Annotated in this window: 24 protein-coding genes and 1 other annotated feature; of the genes, 4 read left to right on the top strand and 20 right to left on the bottom strand. The window is 47.9% G+C overall.

Going from position 1 to position 23559, the window contains the following annotated elements; all coding sequences use genetic code 11:
- Position 1: 1 nt before the first annotated feature.
- From ilvB to HP567_RS11060, 6 genes are all read right to left on the bottom strand, one after another.
- Positions 2–1738, bottom strand: coding sequence for a biosynthetic-type acetolactate synthase large subunit (gene ilvB / locus HP567_RS11085; RefSeq protein ID WP_173608654.1), 1737 nt, complete (start codon positions 1736–1738; stop codon positions 2–4).
- 608 nt (positions 1739–2346) lie between these two features.
- A complete protein-coding gene (gene sat, locus HP567_RS11080) occupies positions 2347–3486 on the bottom strand; it encodes a sulfate adenylyltransferase (protein ID WP_173608655.1) in 1140 nt (379 codons plus the stop codon).
- A complete protein-coding gene (locus HP567_RS11075) occupies positions 3468–4169 on the bottom strand; it encodes a phosphoadenylyl-sulfate reductase (protein ID WP_173608656.1) in 702 nt (233 codons plus the stop codon). Before HP567_RS11075 ends, sat begins: the two co-directional genes overlap by 19 nt.
- A 173-nt stretch (positions 4170–4342) precedes the next feature.
- Positions 4343–4576 carry a hypothetical protein gene (locus HP567_RS11070; RefSeq protein ID WP_173608657.1) on the bottom strand — a complete coding sequence of 78 codons (234 nt, stop codon included), beginning with the start codon at positions 4574–4576 and terminating at the stop codon, positions 4343–4345.
- Positions 4577–4737: 161 nt separating this feature from the next.
- Positions 4738–4977 (bottom strand): hypothetical protein, encoded by a 240-nt coding sequence (locus HP567_RS11065; protein ID WP_173608658.1) that lies wholly within the window; start codon positions 4975–4977, stop codon positions 4738–4740.
- A 173-nt stretch (positions 4978–5150) separates the two neighbouring features.
- Positions 5151–6065: a R2-like ligand-binding oxidase gene (locus HP567_RS11060; RefSeq protein WP_255438307.1), complete on the bottom strand. Its 915-nt coding sequence runs from the start codon at positions 6063–6065 to the stop codon at positions 5151–5153.
- A 192-nt stretch (positions 6066–6257) separates the two neighbouring features.
- On the opposite strand from HP567_RS11060, the gene HP567_RS11055 reads away from it, so the two are divergent.
- Positions 6258–6944 carry a helix-turn-helix transcriptional regulator gene (locus tag HP567_RS11055; protein WP_173608659.1) on the top strand — a complete coding sequence of 229 codons (687 nt, stop codon included), beginning with the start codon at positions 6258–6260 and terminating at the stop codon, positions 6942–6944.
- 68 nt (positions 6945–7012) lie between these two features.
- Here the strand turns inward: HP567_RS11055 and HP567_RS11050 are convergent, their stop codons facing one another.
- The 11 genes from HP567_RS11050 to HP567_RS11000 all read right to left on the bottom strand — a co-directional run bounded on the left by HP567_RS11050 (position 7013) and on the right by HP567_RS11000 (position 17772).
- Entirely contained in the window at positions 7013–7378 is a 366-nt protein-coding gene (locus HP567_RS11050) for a hypothetical protein (RefSeq protein ID WP_173608660.1), read from the bottom strand.
- A gap of 158 nt (positions 7379–7536) precedes the next feature.
- Positions 7537–7896, bottom strand: coding sequence for a 50S ribosomal protein L20 (gene rplT / locus HP567_RS11045; RefSeq protein ID WP_047070959.1), 360 nt, complete (start codon positions 7894–7896; stop codon positions 7537–7539).
- A gap of 91 nt (positions 7897–7987) precedes the next feature.
- A complete protein-coding gene (gene rpmI, locus HP567_RS11040) occupies positions 7988–8185 on the bottom strand; it encodes a 50S ribosomal protein L35 (RefSeq protein ID WP_047070958.1) in 198 nt (65 codons plus the stop codon).
- Between the two features lie 30 nt (positions 8186–8215).
- Entirely contained in the window at positions 8216–8722 is a 507-nt protein-coding gene (gene infC, locus HP567_RS11035; protein WP_035984450.1) for a translation initiation factor IF-3, read from the bottom strand.
- A 263-nt stretch (positions 8723–8985) separates the two neighbouring features.
- Positions 8986–10005: a GTP 3',8-cyclase MoaA gene (gene moaA / locus HP567_RS11030; RefSeq protein ID WP_173608661.1), complete on the bottom strand. Its 1020-nt coding sequence runs from the start codon at positions 10003–10005 to the stop codon at positions 8986–8988.
- Positions 10006–10210: 205 nt separating this feature from the next.
- Positions 10211–12265 (bottom strand): methyl-accepting chemotaxis protein, encoded by a 2055-nt coding sequence (locus HP567_RS11025; RefSeq protein ID WP_173608662.1) that lies wholly within the window; start codon positions 12263–12265, stop codon positions 10211–10213.
- Positions 12266–12399: 134 nt separating this feature from the next.
- On the bottom strand, positions 12400–14313 hold the full coding sequence (gene thrS, locus HP567_RS11020) for a threonine--tRNA ligase (RefSeq protein ID WP_047070955.1): 1914 nt from the start codon (positions 14311–14313) through the stop codon (positions 12400–12402).
- 60 nt (positions 14314–14373) lie between these two features.
- Positions 14374–14609, bottom strand: a binding site (T-box leader).
- A gap of 25 nt (positions 14610–14634) precedes the next feature.
- Positions 14635–15555, bottom strand: coding sequence for a putative sporulation protein YtxC (gene ytxC, locus HP567_RS11015; RefSeq protein WP_173608663.1), 921 nt, complete (start codon positions 15553–15555; stop codon positions 14635–14637).
- 178 nt (positions 15556–15733) lie between these two features.
- Positions 15734–16840 (bottom strand): cyclic dehypoxanthinyl futalosine synthase, encoded by a 1107-nt coding sequence (gene mqnC, locus HP567_RS11010; RefSeq protein ID WP_173608664.1) that lies wholly within the window; start codon positions 16838–16840, stop codon positions 15734–15736.
- Between the two features lie 146 nt (positions 16841–16986).
- Complete coding sequence (locus tag HP567_RS11005) at positions 16987–17211, bottom strand: hypothetical protein (RefSeq protein WP_173608665.1); 225 nt, start codon at positions 17209–17211, stop codon at positions 16987–16989.
- 129 nt (positions 17212–17340) lie between these two features.
- Positions 17341–17772: a hypothetical protein gene (locus HP567_RS11000; protein WP_173608666.1), complete on the bottom strand. Its 432-nt coding sequence runs from the start codon at positions 17770–17772 to the stop codon at positions 17341–17343.
- Positions 17773–17960: 188 nt separating this feature from the next.
- Between HP567_RS11000 and HP567_RS10995 the strand changes: the two genes are divergently transcribed.
- Positions 17961–18527 (top strand): YqaA family protein, encoded by a 567-nt coding sequence (locus tag HP567_RS10995; protein ID WP_173608667.1) that lies wholly within the window; start codon positions 17961–17963, stop codon positions 18525–18527.
- A 52-nt stretch (positions 18528–18579) separates the two neighbouring features.
- Here the strand turns inward: HP567_RS10995 and HP567_RS10990 are convergent, their stop codons facing one another.
- Genes HP567_RS10990 through HP567_RS10980 form a run of 3 tightly spaced genes read right to left on the bottom strand, consistent with a single transcriptional unit; the run spans position 18580 to position 22372 of the window.
- A complete protein-coding gene (locus HP567_RS10990) occupies positions 18580–20391 on the bottom strand; it encodes an acyl-CoA dehydrogenase family protein (RefSeq protein ID WP_173608668.1) in 1812 nt (603 codons plus the stop codon).
- Positions 20388–21959, bottom strand: a complete 1572-nt coding sequence (locus HP567_RS10985) for a class I adenylate-forming enzyme family protein (RefSeq protein ID WP_173608669.1) — start codon at positions 21957–21959, stop codon at positions 20388–20390. Before HP567_RS10985 ends, HP567_RS10990 begins: the two co-directional genes overlap by 4 nt.
- The gene (locus HP567_RS10980; RefSeq protein WP_173608670.1) at positions 21956–22372 is read right to left on the bottom strand and encodes a MerR family transcriptional regulator; all 417 of its coding nucleotides are present in this window, start codon (positions 22370–22372) and stop codon (positions 21956–21958) included. Before HP567_RS10980 ends, HP567_RS10985 begins: the two co-directional genes overlap by 4 nt.
- Before the next feature lie 168 nt (positions 22373–22540).
- On the opposite strand from HP567_RS10980, the gene HP567_RS10975 reads away from it, so the two are divergent.
- Both HP567_RS10975 and gerQ read left to right on the top strand, forming a co-directional pair.
- On the top strand, positions 22541–22963 hold the full coding sequence (locus HP567_RS10975) for a cell wall hydrolase (RefSeq protein WP_012685322.1): 423 nt from the start codon (positions 22541–22543) through the stop codon (positions 22961–22963).
- Positions 22964–22995: 32 nt separating this feature from the next.
- Positions 22996–23448 (top strand): spore coat protein GerQ, encoded by a 453-nt coding sequence (gene gerQ / locus HP567_RS10970; RefSeq protein ID WP_173608671.1) that lies wholly within the window; start codon positions 22996–22998, stop codon positions 23446–23448.
- The last annotated feature ends 111 nt before the right edge of the window (positions 23449–23559 follow it).

Here is a 23559-nt window from a genome sequence, read left to right as displayed (position 1 = left end):
CCTAATCGTCCCCCAATTCCATCTGATCTAGTGTGTTGCCTGATGCAACCATCGGATATACGTTTTCTTCCTGCGCAACTCGGAAGTCCACCACGACTGGTCCATCATGCGCAAGCGCCTCTGCCCAAACTGCTTCTGCTTCCTCTGGCGTGCTTGCTCGCAAGCCTTTTACGCCATATGCTTCCGCCAGTTTGACAAAATCCGGGCTGCATGTCAGATCGATTTGGCTGTAGCGATTATCGTAGAAGAGCTCCTGCCATTGACGTACCATACCCAAGCACTGGTTGTTCACAATCGCTACTTTAACCGGAATGTTGTACTGGGAGACGATTGCCAGCTCCTGGTTGGTCATCTGGAATCCACCATCCCCTACGACGGAGATTACCGTTCGATCCGGGTGAGCGATCTGTGCGCCAATTGCTGCCGGGAAGCCAAAGCCCATCGTGCCGAGACCACCGGAAGAGATAAAGGAGCGCGGGTGCTTGAACTTATAGTATTGAGCTGTCCACATCTGGTGTTGTCCAACGTCTGTTGTGACAATCGCTTCCCCATCTGTGGAGTTGTACAAGAGTTCAATGACTGCTTGTGGCTTCAATACGTCGCCATCTTTTTTGTACTTGTACGGATATTGTTCTTTCCACTCTTTTAACTGGCTGATCCACGCTTCCGAATCACAAGCTTTTGCGAGTGGAATTGCTTTTGCCAGCGTGCTCTTCACGTCGCCCGCTACTGTGACGGCTGTGTCTACGTTTTTCCCCAGCTCTGCTGGATCGATGTCGACGTGTACGATACGGGCTTTTGGTGCGAACTCCTTCGTGCGTCCCATCGTGATCCGGTCATCAAAGCGTGCTCCCAGACCAATGACACAATCCGCATTCAAGAGCGCTTGGTTGGCTGTGTAATTTCCGTGCATCCCTGGCATTGCCAGCGACAGCTCGTGTGTTCCAGGGAAACCGCCCAATCCCATGAAGGTGTTGATCACCGGAATGCGTGTTTTTTCAGCAAAGTCGCGCAATTCTTTCTCTGCTTGAGCTGCAATGATTCCCCCGCCCGCCAAAATGACTGGACGCTTCGCTTCGCTAACGGCTTTGACAAACTCTTGTACTTCTTCGTCACTCGGTACGAGTGATGCTCGGTAGCCGCGAATCTCCACTTTATCCGGGTAGGTAAATGGTGCCTTCGCATTGGCGACGTCTTTTGGAATGTCGATCAATACGGGGCCCGGACGACCGGTTGTCGCGATGTGGAAAGCTTCCTTCACTATCCGCGGGAGATCGCGAATGTCGCGGACAAAGTAGCTGTGCTTTGTAATCGGGATAGTAATTCCTGTAATGTTCGCCTCTTGGAACGCGTCGGTACCAATCAGAGACTGTGCCACGTTACCCGTGATGCAGACCAGCGGAACCGAGTCCATCTGAGCGGTTGCAATCCCCGTTACGAGGTTCGTTGCTCCTGGACCAGAAGTGGCGATACATACGCCCGGTTTGCCAGTCGCTCGGGCATATCCGTCAGCAGCGTGGATAGCACCTTGCTCGTGGCGGGTCAAAATGTGCTTGAAGTAGCTCCCGTACAGGGAGTCATAAATAGGGAGCACCGCACCACCCGGATAGCCGAAAATGTATTCGACTTCCTCCAGGATCAGACAGCGCAGCAGTGTTTCTGCTCCTGTCACTTCTTCCCCGAACTGAATCGGTGGAATGCCGTTCTTTTTCTGCAACTCGGCCATTTCAACACTCATTGATCTCTCCTCCTCCCAATTCCAACAGGTATTGAAAATAACTATAGACACATAGAAAAACCCTTTCGCCCCGACACGGTTTTATTTCCATGTCTTTTGGGGCGAAAGGGTTCGCGGTACCACCCAACTTTATCGGCGCCTCACGGTCAGCCGATCTCAGCCAGTCACAGCAAATGTGGACTGTAACACGTTAACGGGTGTTAAGCGGTTTGGCCTACTACTTGTAAAACAAGTTTCAGCTAAACGGCTCGGAGGTGAGCAATGCGACGTACCCAATACCCATTTCTCAGCATCAGGGCTCTCTGTAAAAGGGGAAACGTGCACCATCCTCGTCATAGCCTGCTATTTAAACAATATTTTCAATATTGTTGTTGTCAGAATAAAGTGTTACGTCTGATTATAGCTAGGCACCTAGGGGGTGTCAACGAAAACAAAAAGATTTTACTGGACTTTCGTCCGAACGAATGCTCAGTTGGAAATGGCTTTACAGCGCGGTTTTTGCTTGAAAGCGGATACATTTTTTCACCAGAAACTAGAAAACTTGTCCAGTTTTTCACAACGGAAAAAGGACAGCATTGCCGTCCCTCTCCTGTTTTTTGGGTTCCACTTTATTGCGGGGATTTCAATCCTTCTATCAAAATCGTTGCGACTTCCGGACGTGTAAATTCCGGAGGTGGCGTGATCCCGTTTCTCAACATTTCCCTCACTTTTGTTCCCGATAAGGTCATATGCGAGTCTCTGTCATGCGGGCACGTCTTGGTTGTCCCCATCCCTTGGCATGCCTTGCAGTAAAAGCTGTGTTCAAAAAAGAGCAGTTGGATACCGAGCTCGCCTGGCGCAAACTCGGAAAAGATGTGCTGTGCATCATACGTGCCGTAATAATCGCCTACCCCTGCGTGATCGCGGCCGACGATAAAATGCGTACAACCGTAATTTTTTCGCACCAAGGCGTGGAAGACCGCCTCACGCGGACCCGCATATCGCATAGCAGCCGGAAAAGCACCTAGCAATACACGGTTGTGTGGATAGTAATTTTCCAAAAGGGCGAGATAGCTTTTCATTCGCACTTGTGCAGGAACATCGTCTGATTTCGTTTCCCCCATCAATGGGTTGAGAAAAAGGCCATCGACAATCTCCAATGCTGCCTTTTGAATATATTCATGTGCCCGGTGAACAGGATTGCGCGTTTGAAAACCAACCACCGTCTCCCAGCCATTTTCTCGAAATCTTTTTCTGGTTTCTGCCGGGGTCAAATAAAAATCAGAGAAGCGCTCAGGCTGTGGCTTTTGCATGATTTCTACAGGCCCACCCACGTATAGGTTTGGCTTTTCAAACAGCTTTTTCACACCGGGGTGAGCGAGATCTACCGTGCGAAAAACGAGTTCTGCCTCCCGCATTTTATCTGGCACAAAGCAGCTTTTCACCCGCAAAATCGCATAATCCACTCCATCTTCCCCACGTAACAGAATACTGTCGCCAGGCACAAGATCGTCGTGCTCATCTGCATCGACAGCCAATGTCACCGGCAACGGCCAAACCGCTCCATTGGTCAGACGCATCGTTTTCACGACAGTGTGGTAATCCGCCTCTTCCATGAATCCAGTCAACGGTGAAAATGCTCCGATGGCAAGACATTCGATGTCCGACAGGGTCCATTTGTCCACGATAACGGCTTTTTTGATCCCGTGCGGCAAGATCGTTTGCTTCACATCTTTCCCTCCTGCGCTGTTCATTTGTGCAGACCGCATTCGGTCTTTTCAAAGCCAGCCCACCGTCCCGACCGAGAATCTTGGCCAGGCAGGACAGCGCGCGTGCATACTCGGCAGCCAATGCTTGGATAGTTTCGGTCGTGCAATGGATTGTAAGGGACATCATTTGCATGGATATATTCCCACACCTGGGCCTCCGTCCAATCTGCTAGCGGATTGAATTTAACCAGGTTGAATTTTTCGTCCCACTCCACTTTTTTGGTATTCGCTCGGGTAGGTGATTGCTCGCGGCGAATGCCTGTAATCCACGCCTGATAGTTGGACAGGACGCGCTTTAACGGCTCCACCTTCCGAATCTCGCAACAAAGATTCGGTTCTCTTTCCCACAGTTTTTCTCCGTGTTTTTCTGCCTGCTCGGCTAACGACAACTGTGGCTGTACTTGAATAAATGTTGTGCCGTATCTGGCTTGCAGTGTGTCACGCGTATCATACGTTTCAGCAAAATGAATGTTGGTATCGAGGTAAAATACAGGAATCATGGGGGCCAATTTGTGCAGCATGTCGATTAAAACGACATCTTCAGCCCCAAAGCTGGCAGCTAGGATCAGACCGGCTGCATAGTTTTCCACGGCGTTCACTAGCACATCCTGCGGTGCTTGAACTTCCAGTCGGCTTGCCCATTCCTGTAATTCCTCATCCGCCATTTTCTGGCGATTGTTCATCAGCGAAGCTCCTCTCTTGCTAGGATTCACCCACCATCATATGCCTAGTGACTGGAAGTGGCGCATCGTCCACCTATATCCAACTCGCCCAAACCAAACATCATGACCGTTTGGTTGAGACGCTTTTCACAGAAAAAAAGCCGCCAGACAGGGTCTGACAGCTTTCTGCTGCTTTATTTTTCCTCTTTTTCGTTTACCGTGGGAGCGAAAGTAAAAGAGGCACCGATTTGTTGCGTGTTTTTTGCCTCCATTTTTTGAACCGTTGGTACGGCGTATGAACCTGGGGTTATCAGAGAAGGAGTTACGGTGTAAGAATCATCCTTTTCTTTTGCAAACGCTCCTGGCACGAGCAATGCTGAACAAACAACTGCTGTTACACCCATCATCATCCATTTTGGTTTTCTCATCTATGTCTCTCTCCCTATCCAATGTTTTCCTGTAACGCTTTTTATTGTATGGCAATGGGGAGTCTGCTCGACACGGACGAAAGATTGTTTTTTTTTCAGACTTGAGACGGAATCGTTTTTTGCAAAAGAAAAAAGCATCCTGTACGGATGCTTGAATCCCGTTAGTTTTCTTCTTTTTCGTTTACATTTGGAGCGAAAATGAATGCACTTCCTGTTTTTTGCGTGCCGGTCACGTCATCTGTTTTCTGAACTACTGGAGCCGTCGTGTACGGAGCAGGGGCGAAGAAAGAATTCGTCACGGAATGTGCGTCATCTTTCTCTTTGGCAAACGCCCCTGGCACGACCATCGCCGAACAAACAACTGCTGTAATTCCCATCATCATCCACTTTTGTTTTCTCATTTTGATCTCTCTCCCTATCCAATGTTTTCCTCTTATGGCTTTATTGTAAGGGATCAGCCAGGCTGTCTAACACAGACGGGAGGTTGTTTTCTTCTCAGACCTTGGGCGGATTCTGCTTTAGGACCATAGCCTAGTTCTGTAAGCAACGACTCGAATACGTTCGATCGTTTTTCTTACACATCGATCGTTGTTCTTGTATGCTTATACAGTTCTTCAATCGTCTGCCCTTTTGCTCGGGCAAGTACCTCCATACGCACACTCAATTGCTTTTTCGCAAACTGCTGCAAATCAGCGACCTTCACTCCGAATGCACTCACCCCTTGTGGGTCATCCATCCAGTCGTACAGATGACTTGCCATCGGAGCCAGCTCATCCATCTTTTTGGCAATGACATCATAAATATGGGGATGCTCACAGATTAACCGCTGCAACAAGAATGTTCCGTAGCTGATGTGCCGCGATTCGTCTGTCTTCAAATAGCCAATTCCTTGCATTAAACCAGGCATGAGCCCCGTTTTACTGAGTGCTTCATAAAACGCATAGTAGCCTGTCTCTGCGAGCACGCCTTCCACAAACATGTTGTAGACAGTAGATGCTTCTGCGATGGCTTCGGGGGATTTATCCGTCAATAGACGATTGAGTGCATTTGGCAAGATCTCATGGAAAATTCGCTTGTACACATCATCGTGAAAATGATGCAAGTCTCCTGACTCGCCGATGTTGTCGAGAACCAACCGGAAAAACTCCGTATGCTTGGCCTCTTCAAAGAGGAAGGTCGTCAAATACATTTCTTCCTCCAAGCGCCCTTCCTCGGCAATGACCATGATCAAAGGCAAAAGATCGAGGGTGACTGCCTCTTCCCCCCCCAGAAAACCAGCAATCCTTCCCAAGGTTTCTTCCTTCTGCTCCGGATTCATCTTCGCGTAATCTTCGCGGTCTTGCGTAAAATCAATGTCCTGCGGGTTCCAAATGCCGTATCTCTTCGCTTTTTGATACAACTGGTACGGCAGTAGCTCCTGATTCAATCCTTTTTGGCTGGTCGAAACAAAACCATTCCTCATCCCCATCCAACCTTTCTTTTTTCTCATGCACCTTCTATTTCGAACGAATGAAAGAAGTCATAAAAATGTCAATTTATACCATTCCCATCCTTTACGTTCCGATCGGCGGTTTGATAAAATGAAGGCGCTGTAGGTTGATTATAGGTCAGGCTGAACGGTCGTTCATATCCCCAAAAATCAGGGGGTGTCCATCACTCAAATGGAGGTGGCAATCACTCCATGGTCAGTCCAGAGCTGAACATGTACATCAATCGGATCGAAGAAACGGCATATTACGAGGAGAAACTGGTGCTTGCTGTACGCGGCTTCGTGGAGCTCTTTCCTTTCATGGGAGCCATTCTGTGCAATTACTCGACGCTCAGTCAAATGGGTGAGGGACTATGGTCGATCCTTGACCAAGAGTTATGCTCCATTCGAAATATACGGGTGGACATGCGCAATATGCCCCTTATCCAGCAGGCGATCCGTGAACAGAGAGCTATCCTGCTAGATTCTGAGGCGATTCGTCAGTTCCCGCCCCATTTAGTGTACGGTGCCCCTTATGCGCTCATTCTCCCTATTAGCTATGGGCCTAACGTACTCGGATATGCTGGTATTTCCTGGCATCAGGATGGCTGTTCTGGCATCAATCATCAGTTGCTACAATCTTTGGACGCATACTGTTCAATGCTGGGCAAAGTATTGACAACCGACTCCCTTCGCCCTAAAACCGTCAAGCTCTCACGCCGAGAAGTCGAAGTCATGCAGCGGATGTCATGGGGCGAAAGCGTTAAGGAGATGGCGAACTGGATGGGAATTAGTGAATTTACCGTGCAGGATTACATCAAGTCCGCCTTAAAAAAGCTCGGTGTGCAAAATCGCGCACAAGGCGTGGCAGACGCTATTCGTCAGCGAATCATTTGTTGAATAGAAATAGAAAAAAACAACCGAATGTGAGCTCGGTTGTTTTTTCTTTTGACTCATACTTCCTTTTCCTACGTTCTGATTTCTACCACGTTTCTCGGTGCCGTTCTCGTCCGTTGAATCTCTCTGATTTGAGAAGTAGTCAGATTGCGTCCCACAAAAATAAACGACGAGGTACGATTGTTGAAGTCGAAATTACCAAGGTTGGCAATATCGCGATTCCCCCGGAAAACACGAAAATCCCCCTGATAAGCGGTTCCTGAAAACAGAACGAGTGTCACTCGGCCATTATTTCCTGCTCGCAATCGAAAACTCGACAGTACGTCATTGAATTCAAGCGCTTGACACTGTCTGACTGCTACCCCACGTCTGCGAAAACGAATACGACGAGCTTCAAAGTTTCTGCCTGCCCATAGGCTTACTCGTAATTCTGCCATGCCACTCACCTCCTTCTATCTTTGCTATAAGATATGAGGAGAAGATTGATAGCGTGTGGACAGGTGTAGGATGCTATTCGTTTGATTTTGCGCTCTGACCACAACAAAAAAAGCCGACCTTGCCCTTAATCGGGCAGATCGACTCTTCTTTTCAAAAATTAAGCGTTCAGTTTGCCTTTTGCAACTGTTGCCAGTTCGTTGAACGCAGCTTTGTCGTTAACAGCCAAGTCAGCCAGCATTTTGCGGTTAACTTCGATGCCAGCAACTTTCAGGCCGTGCATCAAACGGCTGTAGGACAGACCGTTCATGCGAGCTTGCGCGTTGATACGAGTGATCCACAGTTTGCGGAAATCACGTTTCTTTTGACGACGGTCGCGGTATGCATACAGCAGGGATTTCATTACCTGCGCATTAGCGGATTTAAACAGGCGATGTTTGGAACCGAAGTATCCTTTCGCCAGCTTCAGGATTTTCTTATGACGACGGCGTGTAACAATGCCACCTTTTACTCTTGGCATACTAAACTCCTCCTGGTCTTTCCAGCATGGCGGCCTACTGCTAGGCGCTTAGGGAGCTCATGCTGCGTAATGGTGTGTAATAAAGAAAAACTTACAGGTAAGTGAGCATTTGCTCCATACGTTTTTGATCGCCTTTGGAAACGAGTGCAGCTTTGCGCAGGTGGCGCTTTTGCTTAGTCGATTTGTTAGCGAACAAGTGGCTACCAAACGCACGGTCGCGTTTCAATTGGCCGCTTCCAGTCTTTTTGAAACGTTTCGCAGCGGCCTTGTTGGTTTTCATTTTAGGCATCTGAAAAATCCTCCTGTCTAAACTACTATCTTACTGCTTTTCCGCTTTCGGAGCCAGAATCATGATCATGCTGCGGCCTTCGATCTTCGGCTTGCGCTCAGGCGTAGCGAGATCTTCACACTGGGCAGCTACACGTTCCATAACGCCTAGTCCAATTTCGGAGTGGGTGATTTCACGTCCACGGAAACGGATCGTACACTTCACCTTGTGTTGATCCTCCAAGAACTTGCGGACGTTGCGAAGCTTTGTTTGAAAATCGTGTTCCTCGATGTTAGAAGAAAAACGCACTTCTTTCAGCTCGATGATCTTCTGGTTTTTACGCGCTTCTTTTTCCTTTTTCGCCTGCTCGTATTTGAACTTTCCATAGTCCATGATACGGCATACAGGCGGCTTGGCTGTAGGAGCAACGTTTACCAGATCCAATTCAGCTTCCTGGGCAATGCGCAATGCTTCCCTAAAAGGTACGACTCCCAATTGGCTCCCGTCAGCACCGATTAAACGGACTTCACGGGCACGGATCGCTTCGTTAATTAACATTTGATCCTTGCTAATACTTGCCACCCCCGTCAATTTCGAGAAGGAACAAAAATGTGCGAACGCATTCTGCGCCCGCACATATCTCACCTAAGCAATTTCATCAGATCCGAGGATCTTTGCGTAAGAGTTACCTGTCAACAGTCGTATACGACGTCGACCCAGGTGAGAAGCTGGGCGCCTCTGCTTGTTCTCGAAGTATGAAGTGTTTATACACGCAATTTATATTACAGGGTAGCTTGGGTTTTGTCAAGGCTAATACCTAATTATCCCCCGATATGGGACATTTCGACCTTTTCACGCTTGGCGAGACCAGGCGTTTCACTTAGTCGTTCCTCCGAGTAGCGCACGTCACGCCGTTCCCAGATCGCACGTATCAGCTCGCGAATCTCTTCATCCGTGCGTCCATCGCGGACTGGTTCGCGCAAATCATCTCCGGATGAAGCGAAGAGACAATTGTACAATTTCCCTTCTGCCGACAGGCGAGCCCGCGTACAAGTGGAGCAAAAAGCTTGGGTCACCGATGAAATCAACCCGATTTCCTGGTCCGATCCCTCATAGCGATAGCGGGAAGCCACCTCTCCGTAGTAGTTCGCTTCTGTCGCTACCAACGGCATCTCTTCATGGATCATACGCACAATTTCACGGGAAGGTACGACTTGATCCAGCCGCCAGCCGTTACTGTTTCCCACATCCATGAATTCAATAAATCGAAGGGTATGCCCTTGCTCACGGAAGTACCGTGCCATCGGCAAAATATCTTGATCATTGACTCCGCGCTGTACCACCATGTTGATCTTGACCGAAAGCCCGGCATCTGCTGCAACACGAATCCCATCCAGCACGGCATCGACCTGATAGCCTCTTCCATTCAACATCCCAAAGCGCTCATTATCCAAGCTGTCCAGGCTGACCGTGACCCGATCCAGACCTGCTTCTTTTAGCGCTTGCGCATGACGGGACAAGAGAGAACCATTGGTCGTCATCGCAATATCTTGAACGCCTTCTACCTCACGGATCATTCGAATCAATTCAGGCAAATTTCTGCGCATTAATGGCTCTCCGCCGGTAATGCGGATTTTCCCGACTCCAAGCGAAGTAAAGATCTGGGTCAAACGGGTAATTTCCTCAAAGGTCAGCAACTTGCTTTGCGGCAAAAATTCAAAATTCGGTCCAAAAATTTCGGCAGGCATGCAATAACGGCAACGAAAATTACATTTATCGGTGACAGATATTCGTAAATCTCGGAGAGGACGGTTCCGTAAATCAAGCACTTTATCTGGCATTGCTGTTCACTCTCCTTTAATCTATAAGACGACTTTTTTCCTTCATCTTCATCATATCGCATTTCGACTTAGTACCAGTCTATTATCTTAAATCGAAATCGCCAAATTTTCAAACGCAAACCGCACATTCTGTCATAAATGGGTCCACTTTGCAAAAAAAAGAGTACGAATTCCTCCCGACATTCGTACTCTTCCCTATGCATTCTTATATCTTAAATTTGGTAATCATTCTTTCCAGTTCGCGAGCCATCTGATTCAAGGATTCAAAGGAAACCGCAAACTCTTCCATAGTGGCCAACTGACCTTTGGAGGAAGCCGCCAGATTTTCAGCATTGTGGGCTGAAATCCTTGCAATTTGGGCAGTCTCGTCCACAGATGCTGCTACTTGTTCCGATCCGGCGGACATCTGTTCAGAGACAGCAGAAACCTCCTGAATTTGATCGGTTATCTGTTGAATTTCTTGTAAGATCCGTTGGAAGGCTTCTCCTGACTCCAGTACGGTTGACAATCCAACCTGCACATCTTGATTGACGGAGTCCATCGAGTTGACTGCCATGTTCGTATCTGCTTGGATCTCCTGAATGAGGTTGGCGATTTGACGAGCAGATTCATCAGACTGTTCAGCGAGTTTTCTCACTTCATCTGCTACGACAGCAAAACCTCGTCCATGCTCTCCCGCGCGAGCAGCCTCGATGGCTGCGTTGAGAGCAAGCAGATTCGTTTGGGAAGCAATTCCCGTAATCACATCAATGATTTGCACAATTTCTTTGGAACGCTCCCCCAATTGCTTGACGACGGATACGGAATGTTCCACAGAGCCACGGATGGAGTCCATTTGCTGGATAGCCTTTTGGATGGACTGGTTTCCTAGCTGCGCTTCATCCGCGGTACTCGTAGATGATTCCGAGATGATGGAGGTGGTCTCCGCCACACGTTGGATGCCGATCGACATTTCTTCCATCGCTCTTGCGGATTCTTCCGTACCCCTGAGCTGATTTTGCGCCCCGCTCGCTACTTCCTGTATCGTAGTAGAAATCTTGTTGGTAGTATCTACATTGTCCGCCAAGCGAACCGATATGTTGTCTGACGAAGTAGAGAGTGTATTAACCGCTTTTTGGACTTCTCGAATGAGTCCCTGGATGGATACTTGCATCACCTGAATGCTCTGACCAAGCATGCCGATTTCGTCTTTTCTTTCCAAAAGGTTTTTGGACAATTCCCCGGTAAAGTCACCACGACCGATCTGCGCAATCTGGTTACCGATAACAAGCAATGGCTTGGTAAATTTGTGCGAGAAAAGAACGGAAGCGACAACCGCTAGTAAAGCAAACAAAATGCTTAACGCCCCGATGATCAAACCGATTTGATGGGCTTCAGCAGAAAGCTCAGCTCTTTCAATAAACGAAATATATTTCCAACCGTTTTTTTCGGAAGTAAAGACGTTCGCCAAATACTCGGTATCGTTCATCGTGACTGCAAAGCTGCTGGAGGTATTCTCAGCGATAGCAGCCAATTCAGGAATTTGCGTATCTTTCAGGTTTTTCGAATTGAGCTCAGGGTTCTTCGGATTAGCCAAAATCGTTCCGTCTTTGCCAATCAGCATGAGGTAACCCGTTTTCCCAATCTTAATTTCTTTCAAAATATCGGTAAGCCCTTTTAAATTTACATCCAGTCCAACAACGCCCAGTGGCTCACCCTTGTCATCCTTTAATGTCGTCACGTTACTGATCACGATGCTGTTATCCCCCAAATAGAGATACGGATCTGTCGTAATCACTTTTCCGGGATTCTCCATTGGTTTTTTGTACCAATCCCTTGTACGCGGATCGTAATTCGGAATGACATCATCTGTCGGCCATTGTATATATCCTCCGTATTTGGTCGCTAAATAAATAAATGCAGTATTCGGATGAGAATCGACAAATCGAAGGAAATCTTGAAAAATAGCCGCCTCTACCCCGCCATTTTGCAATGGGGTATGTTTGGTTTTGGTCGGTTTATCCATATACGTCGTAATGGTGTTATCTGCACTCTTTAGCAAGGGACTGCCTGCTATCAGGTTTACGTTTTCACGAATCGAGTCGAAATACAAGTTAATCGCGTTGTCTACCTGAGCCACTTCTTTTGTCGAGGATTCAATAAAATAAGTTTGGATTCGCTCCTCCATACTGACATATACAAATGAGCTAATCACTCCAATCGGGATTAAAATAATGGCAAGAAATGCTGCTATCAGTCTTTGCTTGATGCTTACCCGCATACGTATCCCCCGCAGTTCTTCTTGATGTCCATATAAACTTTTTACCCTACATCCTTTTCCCGTTCTTTTTTCCAAGTAAACGTATAATAAAAAAGCCGCCCGAAAATTCAGGGCGGCTCTACTTCTATGTGCTATTACTTCATTTCATTGATTTCAGCGCGGATTTTTTCAACAAATGCATCCACTGTCATCGCGCCTTCATCGCCCACTCCGCGTTTGCGGACGGACAGTGTACCGTCAGCCACCTCTTTTTCACCGATGACCAGCATGTACGGGATTTTTTCAACTTGTGCTTCACGGATTTTGTAGCCGATTTTCTCATTGCGGCCATCCAGCTCTACACGAATGCCAGCTTGTTGCAGTTTTTCTCTTACTTGTTCTGCATATGGCATGTGCACTTCACTGATGTTCATGATGCGTGCTTGGATTGGTGTCAGCCAAATCGGGAATGCACCTGCGTAGTGCTCGATCAGGATACCAATGAAACGCTCCATGGAGCCGTACATCGCACGGTGCAAGACAACCGGACGGTGCTTCTCGTTGTCTTGACCAACATAAGTCAGGTCAAATTTCTCAGGCATTTGGAAGTCCAGTTGGATCGTTCCACATTGGTGACGGCGTTTCAGCGCGTCGGTAATTTGGAAGTCGATCTTCGGTCCGTAGAACGCACCGTCTCCGTCTTTGATTTCATAGGCCATACCGAGCTCTTCCAACACTGTTTTCAGAGAGCTTTCCGCTGCTTCCCACAGCTCATCAGAGCCCATGGAATCTTCCGGACGAGTGGATAGAGCCACACTGTATTCGAAGCCAAATACCTTGTAGATGCTGTCAATCAAAGTGATCATGCCTTTGATTTCGCTCGCGATCTGATCTGGACGGACAAATACGTGCGCGTCATCCTGGCAGAAGGTCCGCACCCGCAGCATTCCATTCAGGGCTCCGGAGTATTCATGGCGGTGAACTTGCCCGAACTCGGAGTAACGGATCGGCAGGTCGCGGTAAGAGTGCATCTCGTTTTTATAGATCAGCATGTGACCTGGGCAGTTCATTGGCTTCAAGGCGTAAGTCGCGTTGTCTACTTCAGAGAAGTACATGTTCTCTTTGTAGTGATCCCAGTGACCGGATTCTTTCCAGAGACGCTCGTTCATGAGGAAAGGAGAGCGCACTTCTGTGTATTGTGCCAATTGTTGCAGACGGCGGGAGAATTGCTCCAGCTCGTTGCGAACAGTGAAGCCTTTTGGCAGATAGAACGGCATACCCGGTGCTTCCTCGGAGAACATGAACAAGCCCAGTTCTTTCCCCAATTTGCGGTGATCCCGCTTTTTCGCTTCTTCGATGAAGTGCAGATATTCATCCATGTCTGCTTTTTTCGGCCAAGCTGTACCGTATACGCGTTGCAGAACTTGGTTTTCTGCTTTTCCGCGCCAGTATGCACCTGCCACGCTCATCAGCTTGAATGCTTTGATGTAGCCAGTAGACGGCAAGTGCGGTCCACGACAGAGGTCGAAAAATTCGCCTTGCTCATACAGCGTAATAGTCGCATCCTCTGGCAGGTCGCGAATCAGTTCCAGCTTCAGGTGATCGTTCAGTTCTTGGAAAATCGCAGTTGCTTCTTCGCGGCTTACGACTTTGCGGCGAATCGGCAGGTCTTCCTTCACGATTTTTTCCATTTCCGCCTCGATTTTGCCCAAATCCTCTGGGGAAAGGGAAACCGGAATATCCATGTCGTAGTAGAAGCCATCTTCGATCACAGGACCGATTCCAAACTTCACTTCAGCGCCGTAAATGCGTTTTACCGCTTGAGCAAGCAAGTGAGCTGTACTGTGGCGGTATACTTCCAATCCGTCAGCAGAATCGAGGGTAACGATTTCAATCGCTGCGTCATCTGTGAGTTCTGTGTACAGATCGACAACCTTGCCATCTTTTTTACCAGCTACTGCCTTTTTCTTCAGGCTAGAGCTAATGGAGCCTGCGATGTCCTCGATCGTAATCCCAGCGTCGTATTGACGAACGGCTCCATCTGGGAAAGTAACATGAATTTGTGCCACTGTGGATTCTTCCTTCCTGTATCTTGTTTGGTTGAGAAAATAAAAAAACACTCATCCCCAAAAAGGGACGAGTGTGTTCTCGCGGTACCACCCTACTTCAAGTCTGTTCACAAAAACAGACTCCTCATTCCATGTAACGGTATTTAACCGGCATACCGATAGTAAAAGCCTACGCTTCGTTCCCGGCAGCTACTCGAAGGTGGTAGATCAATAACAGTACGCAGCGAGCTTCCAGCCTGTGACCCGCCTCTCTAAAGCGTCCTTACTATTGTCCGTGTCCTTCTCATCGTATTTATAAGCAATGTAAAGTTGTTGTTGCTATTATAGTTTAGAGGGATTATTCCCGTCAAGTACACGTCTCTCGGATAGGCAAAGCGAACAAGAGTGGCAAGTAATAAGCCGACCGTCAAAAATACTGCGGATCGTCTGTACAAGCCCAGGCTTTTCCGAAGCCAAATGGAGCACGATACTCTCAGGAGCCAGTGTAACCAAAGCACTGACCAAATAATCTTCGTCCCTGCATTTTTGTTCGTCCATGTTCAGAACGGTATCCAACTGTTCAAGCCAAAGACGATCCCCTTTTTTATCATAAAGATGGAAAGGTTTGTCCACACTAGGAACGACATGAACGATTTCCTGCTTGGTTTCCTGTACAGCAATGAAATAGCGCAACAGCTCGACAAACTCTTGATATTGCTTGTCTTCCAGATATTCATCAATACCAGTTTCCACGAGTTCGAATAACTCGTTCCAGTGCTCCTGCAATCGAAACCGGATGAAACCCAAAACGTTTATCGTTCGCTCCGACTCCAGATAGGTGAAAACTTTGCGATATACGTTTGCCTTGCGTGTTGTCGCCGTTAACAGTTCCCTGCCATCTAGCTCGATTTCTTGGCACATGCGTTGAATATAAGGGAAAATCTCCGCCCACTCGGTTTCCATCTGTTCGGCTGCGAGTAAGTCAGTGGCCATTTCTTCCATAATTTTCGGTTCCTTCACCTGAATGACCCATTCGGCTAATGTAAGAGCAACGAAGGCTCTCGCCCATTCGATGGTCTGCGCGTCATACTCACTCTCACACCAGCTTTGAAAGTAGAACAAGAGGTATCCATTCTCTTCTTGCTCCCTGTATGTAATGCGCACCGGTGCAGTGTTGACCCGCTCCGTCATCTCATTTACGATAGTCCGATACGTGTCACAATGCTCAGGGACATTCTCCAGCAATACGCGAAACGTCTGCATAACCATCCCCCCAACCGCCATTGTAGTTACAGTATATGTCCCGTCAGGAGCGATATACTTTTAAACGGTTGGAAACTCAGGGAAGGTTGCAGGTAAAAAGTTCCTGATTAAAAACCCAAAAACGCTTCCCTGCCAAATTCCCTTTGTAAGGAGGGGCAGAGAAGCGTTTTTTCGTTTATTAGTTTTGCATGACAAAATCACGTTCTGCCATCTCACCGTCTTTGAAAACACGGAGAATGTCATACTGTGTGTTGCGCTGTGCAGGAATTTTGCCTGCGCCGCGAATGAGTTCCAAAATTTGGTTCGTGTTGACCTTGTACGTACATGCCGCTGCGGAAACAACGTTTTCTTCCATCATCGTTTGGCCGAAATCGTTCGCTCCGTAAGAGAGAGAAAGCTGACCGTAATGCGGGCCCATCGTCACCCAGGAAGATTGGAAGTTTTCGATATTATCCAGCATGAGACGGCTGATTGCCAGTGTCTTCAAGTATTCCTCTGGCGTGTTGTTGACAGCCTTCATGTTGGTGTTGTCCGGTTGGAAGGTCCAGACGATAAAGGCTTTGAAGCCGCCTGTTTCATCTTGTGCTTCGCGGATGCGCAACAGAGAAAGTACGCGCTCCTCCATCTCTTCTCCAAAACCAATAACCATGGTAGCAGTACCAGGCAAGCCTGCACGGTGTGCTGCTTTTTGGGTATCAATCCAGTCAATCCAAGAGCCTTTCAATCGGGAAATCTTCCGACGTGTACGATCATCGAGGATTTCGCCACCCGCTCCCGGCAAGGAATCGAGACCTGCTGCCTTTAGCTCTTTCAGCACTTCCTCGACAGACATGTTGGAAACTTCCGCGATTTTCATCACTTCCGCCACAGACAAAGAGTGCATCGTAATCTGCGGGAAGCGCTCTTTGATTGCACGCAAGAGGTCGGTGTAATAATCCAGCTTCAGATCGGGATTGGTGCCGCCTTGCATCAAGATTTCCGTACCGCCTACATCAACGGTCTCCTGAATTTTTTGGAAAATAGTCTCTCTGGGAAGAACATATCCTTCAGAAGAGCCAGGGGGACGGTAAAAGGCACAAAAACGGCAATAGGTATCACATACATTCGTGTAATTGACGTTGCGACTGATGACAAAGGTCGCAATCGGTTCTGGATGATGCTTCTGCATGACCAGATTGGCGTAATGTCCGATCTTTTCGATTTCATTGCTCGCAAACAAAGCCAGACCGTCTTCGAGACCCAGTCGTTCACCTGCGAGTGCTCGTTCCAATATAGAATCGATCATAAGGATCACTCCTTGTACCATACGTAAATTCCATCCCACATCATAACACAATACCAGGACATCGGCTATAGCTCGAGGTGCTGGCAGATACACTGCGATACGCGAAAAAACCCTGCAAGAGACAGGGTCTGGAATCGCAATGATTCTTATTCTTCTTCATATCCGATCTGTTCGTACACTTCTGGCTCCCAGTAAATCACTGATTGCGCGAGTGGCAAATTCGTTTCGCGCGCTCCGTTTGGTTTACCATTAAAATAGATGATTTCAGTTATAGATATCCGATCCCCACGTACATCAATTTCCCCTGATAATTGCAGAGTAGTACCGTTTGGCGCATAGAAAACGACTTTTCCCGAACCCAATGTTTTCATTGGTTCCTCCCATGATGTTTGTCCTGTTTCCCTACATTTTAGTGGATAATCTTTCCTAGCGTCAATGAAAAAGCAAGGACTTCATTACCAATATTCGACCTAGGATCAGCTCACTAGATCACTCATTTTTTATTTTGAAACCGTCTGCGCAACTTCATGATGATTCCGCTTAAAATATCTCTTCGATTGTTTGTTGTGGGTCACAACCAAAAGAAGGGTTATATACAAGATGGCGATCAAAAAAGTTCCATTGCTTATATCAAGTAAAATCGCCAAACTTATGCAGACAATCGACGATTTTAGTAACCTCATCTGTATGAAGATGAACAATAAAGTAGTGATGATCAGTGGAAACATTAATCTTCCTTGCATTCTTCCCAACGCGTAGCTTTGATCTAACATATCTTCCGGCATCGTCACCACGCTGAAAACCATTTTACTGGCCCAGTGGCTCAAGTTCATCGGATCTGCCTGTGAAACTACAAAATAGAGACCCCCCAATACGATGACTTGCAACAGTATAAACCCTTGAATGACTTTGATAGATAATGGCATCTTCATTTAAAAATTTCCCTTTCGTAATGACATTCCGTACCCACTTATAATCGGGATTTTTTGGAAATTGAATGATGGGTCATTTGTCCTAAATCCTTATTTTCCCTCCCGACGTTTAACTTCCGTTGTGGTCTTTCTTTGGACAAAGTGGCATAAGATGGCTACAATAGAAAAAACCTCACAAGGAGATGCTCATGCTCGAACATATCACACAGCTATTCATGCAATATGGGATGTGGGGACTCGCTGCCATGGCATTTTTGGACTCTTTTATCAGTCCGATTCCTCCGTTTTTTATGCAAATTGCGATGAGTCTGCTCAATCCAGGCTCAGCGATTCAGTTTGCGACAGTAGCCTTTACTGCTTCCGTCCTCGGCGCTCCCATCGGGTTTTTGTTGGGGAGATGGCTGGGAAAACCACTTTTGCACAAGATTCTCCCTGAAAAATGGGTTATCGTAGCGACGGAAAAATTCGCAAAAAACGGGGATGCTGCCGTACTGATCGGAGCTTTTACCCCCATTCCTTTCAAGGTTTTCACTGTGCTCTCTGGCGTATTCAATTACTCGCTGACCAAGCTCATGTTCTATGCGATCGTCGGGCGAGGATTGAAGTTTTATCTGATTGGCACCTTGTTTTATTTATACGGGAAACACGCAAAGGTCCTGATCGATGAATACTTTGAGATCACTCTGCTGGCGATTGCAACACTGGTAGCTGCGATCTGGTTTATTTGGAGCATACGCCGCAAGCGGTATGCGTAAAATTCAAAAGCGCCTTAGCCACCTCAACAAGTGGTCTAAAGGCGCTTTTTGATTATCGGGTCGGAACAATCACGGATTGTTGGGCCCACTCTTCTACGCTGACAAACTGATACTCCACCAGTTGGGTGAAGAACTGTACGTCCAGCAAAGAATCGGATTGAACCCCCCGTTTTTCTAGTGATTGGAAATGCTTTTTGGCATACAGTCTTGCCAAAATGTATTTGCGCGCATTTCCCATACGTGTTACCTGATCCTCTGCTTCACTGACGATGCATGATAAGGTGTACAAGTCTACCATATGGTCTGCGAGCGTTTTTAATTTGTACGTTACATAATCATGGGTCTGTTGCATGAGATAGGCGATATTTTCCTCGAGAATGACCAGTTCTGTCCGAATCAGCTCAGCGTACGGCTGTGAAAAGGCATGCTTCCACCCAGCTATGCGCTCCCGAAGCAATTGACTAAACACTTCGTGGCTGTTTTCTTTTTGCATCACACGCAAAATATCGAGTGCGAGTATATTCGAGGTCCCTTCCCATACGGTCAAAACTTGGGCATCCCGCAACAGACGCGGCGTCACGTATTCCTCGATATATCCGTTACCGCCATGAATTTCAATCGCGGTATGGGTCGATTCGACAGCCTCCTCCCCTGTACGGTATTTCAGCAAAGGAATCAGTAGACGAGCAAGCGCGTTATCCTCTTTGCTCGCGGAATGAGACTGCAAGCGATCATAGACAGCAATCATATCAAACACCGCACCTGTGCTGACCTCCGTATCCAATAAGAGGCTCACCAGCATTTCTTTTACCATCGGATACTGATCGATTGGCTTCCCGAATGCACGACGTTGCTCAGCGTAATACCTCGCTTCGTAAAAGGCCCGACGCATGATCCCAATCGAAGCAATCGCGTTGCAAATGCGCGAGAGGTTCAGTGCTTCTGCCATGTACTTGAAGCCGTTCTGTGGCTCCCCGATCAAATAACCCTCTGCCCCGTTCAACAGAATCTCTGCAGATGGTACGGCGTTGACTCCCAGCTTCTCTTTCAAGCGGCGAACCTGGATGTGATTGCGTTCGTTGTCAGGCTTCACCCATGGCACCAAAAACAGTCCGAGCCCTTTTGTCCCCGGTTTCTCCTCATCGATTCTCGCCAAAACAGTCGCAACAAATGCTCCAGCATTGCTCGCAAAAAACTTTTCTCCTGTCAATCTGTACACACCCGGCCGACCTGCTACTGGCTCTGCTATAGTCAAATTCGCACCGACATCCGAGCCTCCCTGTCTCTCGGTCAGCCACGTAGCTCCTTCATACAAGCGAGTGCGATCACGAGAGGTCAGTCCTGTCAGGTACTGCTCCTTTTGTGCTTCGCTGCCATAGCGATCAAGTAAATAAGCAGCTGACATCGACAAAGTAACAGGGCAATAGAACCCCGGCTCTGACTGGCTCACAAGATAGCCCATGAAAAAAGAATAGCTGTACGGCGCTTTTCTCCCCAACTCGGGAATGTCTTGATACAAATAGCTGACGATGCCTGCTCCGTAAACCTCTGCTACTGTTTCCTTGTAGCCTTCATTGGTAATAATCTCGGAAATATCCTCGCCCAGCCGATTGTACTTGCGCAATCTTGGCTTGCCTTCTCTGTCCGTATGGGCGGCACGCTCGTCGATGGGTCCTGCCACTTGCGCACCTAGCCAGCTCAACTGCTGTCTGGCCCATTCATGCATGGAAGCAGGGAGATAACGTTCCAGCAAGTAATCGAGGTTGGGATCTGCTTTGAAAAAGTTTTCCCCCTGTGACGTACGCGGGTGCGGGATGTTGTCGCTGTAAGTTCGCTGATCGATGCTCGTTTGCAAATCACTCATCTCAGCTCCACTTCCTTTTGGGAACTGACATCACGCAATACATGCTTCAGGACTTTTCCGCTCGTATTCCGCGGCAGTGCAGGAACGATATTTACTTGTCGAGGGAGCTTGTAATCGGCGAGATGACCGCGCAAAAAGCTTTGGATTTCCTCTAGCCAATCTCGATTGGTATCGACTCCTGATTTCAGGACCACATACACTGTAACCGTCTCGCCCCACTCCAGATGCGGCAAACCCACAACAGCTACCTCGCCAATCGACGGATGACGCTCCAACAACTGCTCGATTTCTTTGGGATAGACGTTTACCCCACCCGTGATCATCACGTCTTTTTTGCGATCAATCATCCACAAAAATCCATCCTCATCCACGCGTGCAATATCACCAGTGTACACCCAGCCATCGCGTATGGTTTCTGCTGTAGCCTCTGGATTGTTGTAGTAACTTTTCATTGTCCCTTCTCCGCGCAAGCGAATTTCGCCCACTTCGCCACTGGCGCATCGCTCTCCTCGCTCGTCTACGACCTCCATTTCGACGAACAATACACCACGATTGCCTATACTGCCGATTTTGTCCGGATGCTCTCTGTGCAAAAGACACATTCCGGTCGGCCCCGCCTCTGTCAAGCCGTAGACGCACGCCAGTTTATCGCGTCCATATGCTTTTTCCATGAGCGAAGCCATCTCTTTGGACAGTGGAGCACCGCCGTACATCCAATATTCGATGGAAGACAGATCGTACGCCGCAAACTCGGGATGCTTCATCGTCAGCAAATACGCTACTGGCGCACCGAAGAAATGCGTAATCCGATGCTGCTGCACCAAATCCAAAAGAAGCTGCGGCGAGAATGTCAGGGCCATTACCTGGGTGGCGCCAAGCATGAGCCCTGCAATGAAAAAGAGATGGAGGGGAGCCGAATGACTCAGCGGCATCAAATGTAAAATTCGGGAACGATGTGTCATCGTCAGTTCAATCGACATCATTTTCGCGACAGTCAACAAGCTTCTATGTGTATAAAGCACCCCTTTAGGTCGTCCAGTCGTGCCAGATGTATAGAGGATGCTGACTTCGCTATCTTCATTCATGTTCACCAAATAAGGCTGCGAAGAAAGCGTATTCATTTTATCTAAAGACAGATCATTGCCATCCCAGTCAGCAATGCCATGCCAATTCCCTTGGCTCCTGCCTGTTTTGATTGCTACAAGTTGCGGCGTTTGGAGGACCCACTCATTGACGATAGGCACGAGGGCATCGTGAACAAGAAGTGCCTTTGCTCCGGCATGATCACATATATGTCGTACTTCTTCTTGGGTTGAGCGTGCATTGATCGGCACGACGAGGGCACCACTGCGAATGACGGCGACGTAAAAAATGGCAAACTCCGGACAATTGGGCATCAGCATGACGACCCGATCCCCTTGCTCGATGCCAAGCTCTCGCAAATAGCAAGCCCACTGCGTAGAGCGTGTATCCCACTGAGAATAGCTGACCTCCACATCCCCTGCAACCAGAGCGGGCTTGTCAGAGTATTTCCTTCCGTTTGCTGCGAGCAGAGCTGATACGTTCATCGTTTCTCCTCCTCATTTTCTTCAAGCAATTTTTGTTCAAAGTTTTGCTTGTAGACGAGAATGTCTTCTCTCAGTTGTCGGAGTTCCATGATTTTCTCGTCGATCTCAGCCAGCTTTTGGTTGCCGTACTCAATCGTTCGCAAAAGCTGCGCCCGACCTGTACGGTCCTCGTCGAACAGCTCAATCATCTCGCGAATCTGATCCAACGAAAATCCGAAGCGCTTCCCTCGCAGAATGAGTCGCAGCCTGGCACGATCCTTGCGGTTGTAGTACCTGCTTCCCTTCTCTGTCCGACTGGGGAAAATCAAGCCGAGCTCTTCGTAGTACCGAATCGTTCTGGTGCTGACATCTAATTGTTGAGCAAGATCAGAGATGGTCCACGATTCTTCCTTCTGTATTCCTTCTCTGCTCATGTCCAGCGCCCCTTACTTACATTTGTAAAATTCAAAATTTATCGAACAACATGATTGTAACTGCCGTTTACGTAAACGTCAACTTGATGAAAAATTTATCGGGCCAATCACCAATCTATTATTCGCCCATATATTGTTATTGTGATTTTTGGGGAAGGAGGTGAAGCAATGGCCGTCATCAAAGCGAACTCCAAAGATGTCGATATGCTTGCCAGACTGATTCGAGCTGAGGCTGAGGGTGAAGGTGAGTTGGGCATGTTGATGGTTGGCAACGTTGGGGTAAATCGGATTTTAGGTAACTGCCTTGACTTCAAAAACATTCGCAGCATGCGTGACATGGTCTATCAATCTCCGGGAGGATTCGAAGCGGTCCAAAAGCCGTATTTCTATCAACGGACCAGAGATAAAGAAAGACGATTGGCACAGCGCGCAGTCAATGGCGAAAAGACCCGTCCGGCTAGCAACGCATTATGGTTTTACCGGCCTGCCGGAAACTGTCCAGCTACCTGGTGGGATCAACAAAACTCCGGTCGCTATAAGGCACACTGCTTCTTCGTTCCAACACCAGCAGATTGTCCACGCGTCTATTAAAAGGATTAGATAGATAAAGGAGAGAGTTCATCATGAGTCAACAAATGCCTTACACTGGTTTCCCTCAACAACAATACGGCTACGACATGTACCCATCCGCACAGTATCCATACGGCATACCTCAGCAACAGCAGCAGATGATCCAGCAGCAGCAACCTCAACTAGTTCCGATGCAACCAAGTGGATCCTTGATTCCCGGAATGCCCATTACCCCTGGGCAAGTGATGGAAGAATCGTACATCGAAAACATCCTTCGCCTGAATCGAGGCAAAGTCATTACGGTGTACCAAACATTTGAAAACAACAGCCAATGGAACGCTAAAATTTTCCGTGGTGTCCTCGAAACAGCTGGCCGGGACCACATTATTATCAGCGATCCGCAAACCGGCAAACGCTATTTGCTCCTCATGGTCAACACAGATTACATCACGGCCGACGAAGAGTTGAATTACATCCCGCCTCAGCTTCCAACAGGAGTTCGGTAAACGACCAAGCACAAAAAGACAGTTTTCCTCGGCTATCCCCGAGGAGAACTGTCTTTTTGACGTTTATACCATTCCATGCTATTAATGAGTGAGAAACGCGATCGCTTTGCA

The sequence above is a fragment of the Brevibacillus sp. M2.1A genome (assembly GCF_013284355.2).
Taxonomy (GTDB): Bacteria; Bacillota; Bacilli; order Brevibacillales; family Brevibacillaceae; genus Brevibacillus.
Note: the sequence above shows the minus strand (reverse complement) of the source record. Positions and strands in the feature narration are given on the sequence as shown.

Coding starts and splice junctions, on each gene's coding strand:
- ilvB (WP_173608654.1), bottom strand. CDS start 1,738: ATGAGTGTTGAAATGGCCGAGTTGCAGAAAAAGAACGGCATTCCACCG.
- sat (WP_173608655.1), bottom strand. CDS start 3,486: ATGCGGTCTGCACAAATGAACAGCGCAGGAGGGAAAGATGTGAAGCAA.
- HP567_RS11075 (WP_173608656.1), bottom strand. CDS start 4,169: ATGAACAATCGCCAGAAAATGGCGGATGAGGAATTACAGGAATGGGCA.
- HP567_RS11070 (WP_173608657.1), bottom strand. CDS start 4,576: ATGAGAAAACCAAAATGGATGATGATGGGTGTAACAGCAGTTGTTTGT.
- HP567_RS11065 (WP_173608658.1), bottom strand. CDS start 4,977: ATGAGAAAACAAAAGTGGATGATGATGGGAATTACAGCAGTTGTTTGT.
- HP567_RS11060 (WP_255438307.1), bottom strand. CDS start 6,065: ATGAGAAAAAAGAAAGGTTGGATGGGGATGAGGAATGGTTTTGTTTCG.
- HP567_RS11055 (WP_173608659.1), top strand. CDS start 6,258: ATGGTCAGTCCAGAGCTGAACATGTACATCAATCGGATCGAAGAAACG.
- HP567_RS11050 (WP_173608660.1), bottom strand. CDS start 7,378: ATGGCAGAATTACGAGTAAGCCTATGGGCAGGCAGAAACTTTGAAGCT.
- rplT (WP_047070959.1), bottom strand. CDS start 7,896: ATGCCAAGAGTAAAAGGTGGCATTGTTACACGCCGTCGTCATAAGAAA.
- rpmI (WP_047070958.1), bottom strand. CDS start 8,185: ATGCCTAAAATGAAAACCAACAAGGCCGCTGCGAAACGTTTCAAAAAG.
- infC (WP_035984450.1), bottom strand. CDS start 8,722: ATGTTAATTAACGAAGCGATCCGTGCCCGTGAAGTCCGTTTAATCGGT.
- moaA (WP_173608661.1), bottom strand. CDS start 10,005: ATGCCAGATAAAGTGCTTGATTTACGGAACCGTCCTCTCCGAGATTTA.
- HP567_RS11025 (WP_173608662.1), bottom strand. CDS start 12,265: ATGCGGGTAAGCATCAAGCAAAGACTGATAGCAGCATTTCTTGCCATT.
- ytxC (WP_173608663.1), bottom strand. CDS start 15,555: ATGCAGACGTTTCGCGTATTGCTGGAGAATGTCCCTGAGCATTGTGAC.
- mqnC (WP_173608664.1), bottom strand. CDS start 16,840: ATGATCGATTCTATATTGGAACGAGCACTCGCAGGTGAACGACTGGGT.
- HP567_RS11005 (WP_173608665.1), bottom strand. CDS start 17,211: ATGAAAACATTGGGTTCGGGAAAAGTCGTTTTCTATGCGCCAAACGGT.
- HP567_RS11000 (WP_173608666.1), bottom strand. CDS start 17,772: ATGAAGATGCCATTATCTATCAAAGTCATTCAAGGGTTTATACTGTTG.
- HP567_RS10995 (WP_173608667.1), top strand. CDS start 17,961: ATGCTCGAACATATCACACAGCTATTCATGCAATATGGGATGTGGGGA.
- HP567_RS10990 (WP_173608668.1), bottom strand. CDS start 20,391: ATGAGTGATTTGCAAACGAGCATCGATCAGCGAACTTACAGCGACAAC.
- HP567_RS10985 (WP_173608669.1), bottom strand. CDS start 21,959: ATGAACGTATCAGCTCTGCTCGCAGCAAACGGAAGGAAATACTCTGAC.
- HP567_RS10980 (WP_173608670.1), bottom strand. CDS start 22,372: ATGAGCAGAGAAGGAATACAGAAGGAAGAATCGTGGACCATCTCTGAT.
- HP567_RS10975 (WP_012685322.1), top strand. CDS start 22,541: ATGGCCGTCATCAAAGCGAACTCCAAAGATGTCGATATGCTTGCCAGA.
- gerQ (WP_173608671.1), top strand. CDS start 22,996: ATGAGTCAACAAATGCCTTACACTGGTTTCCCTCAACAACAATACGGC.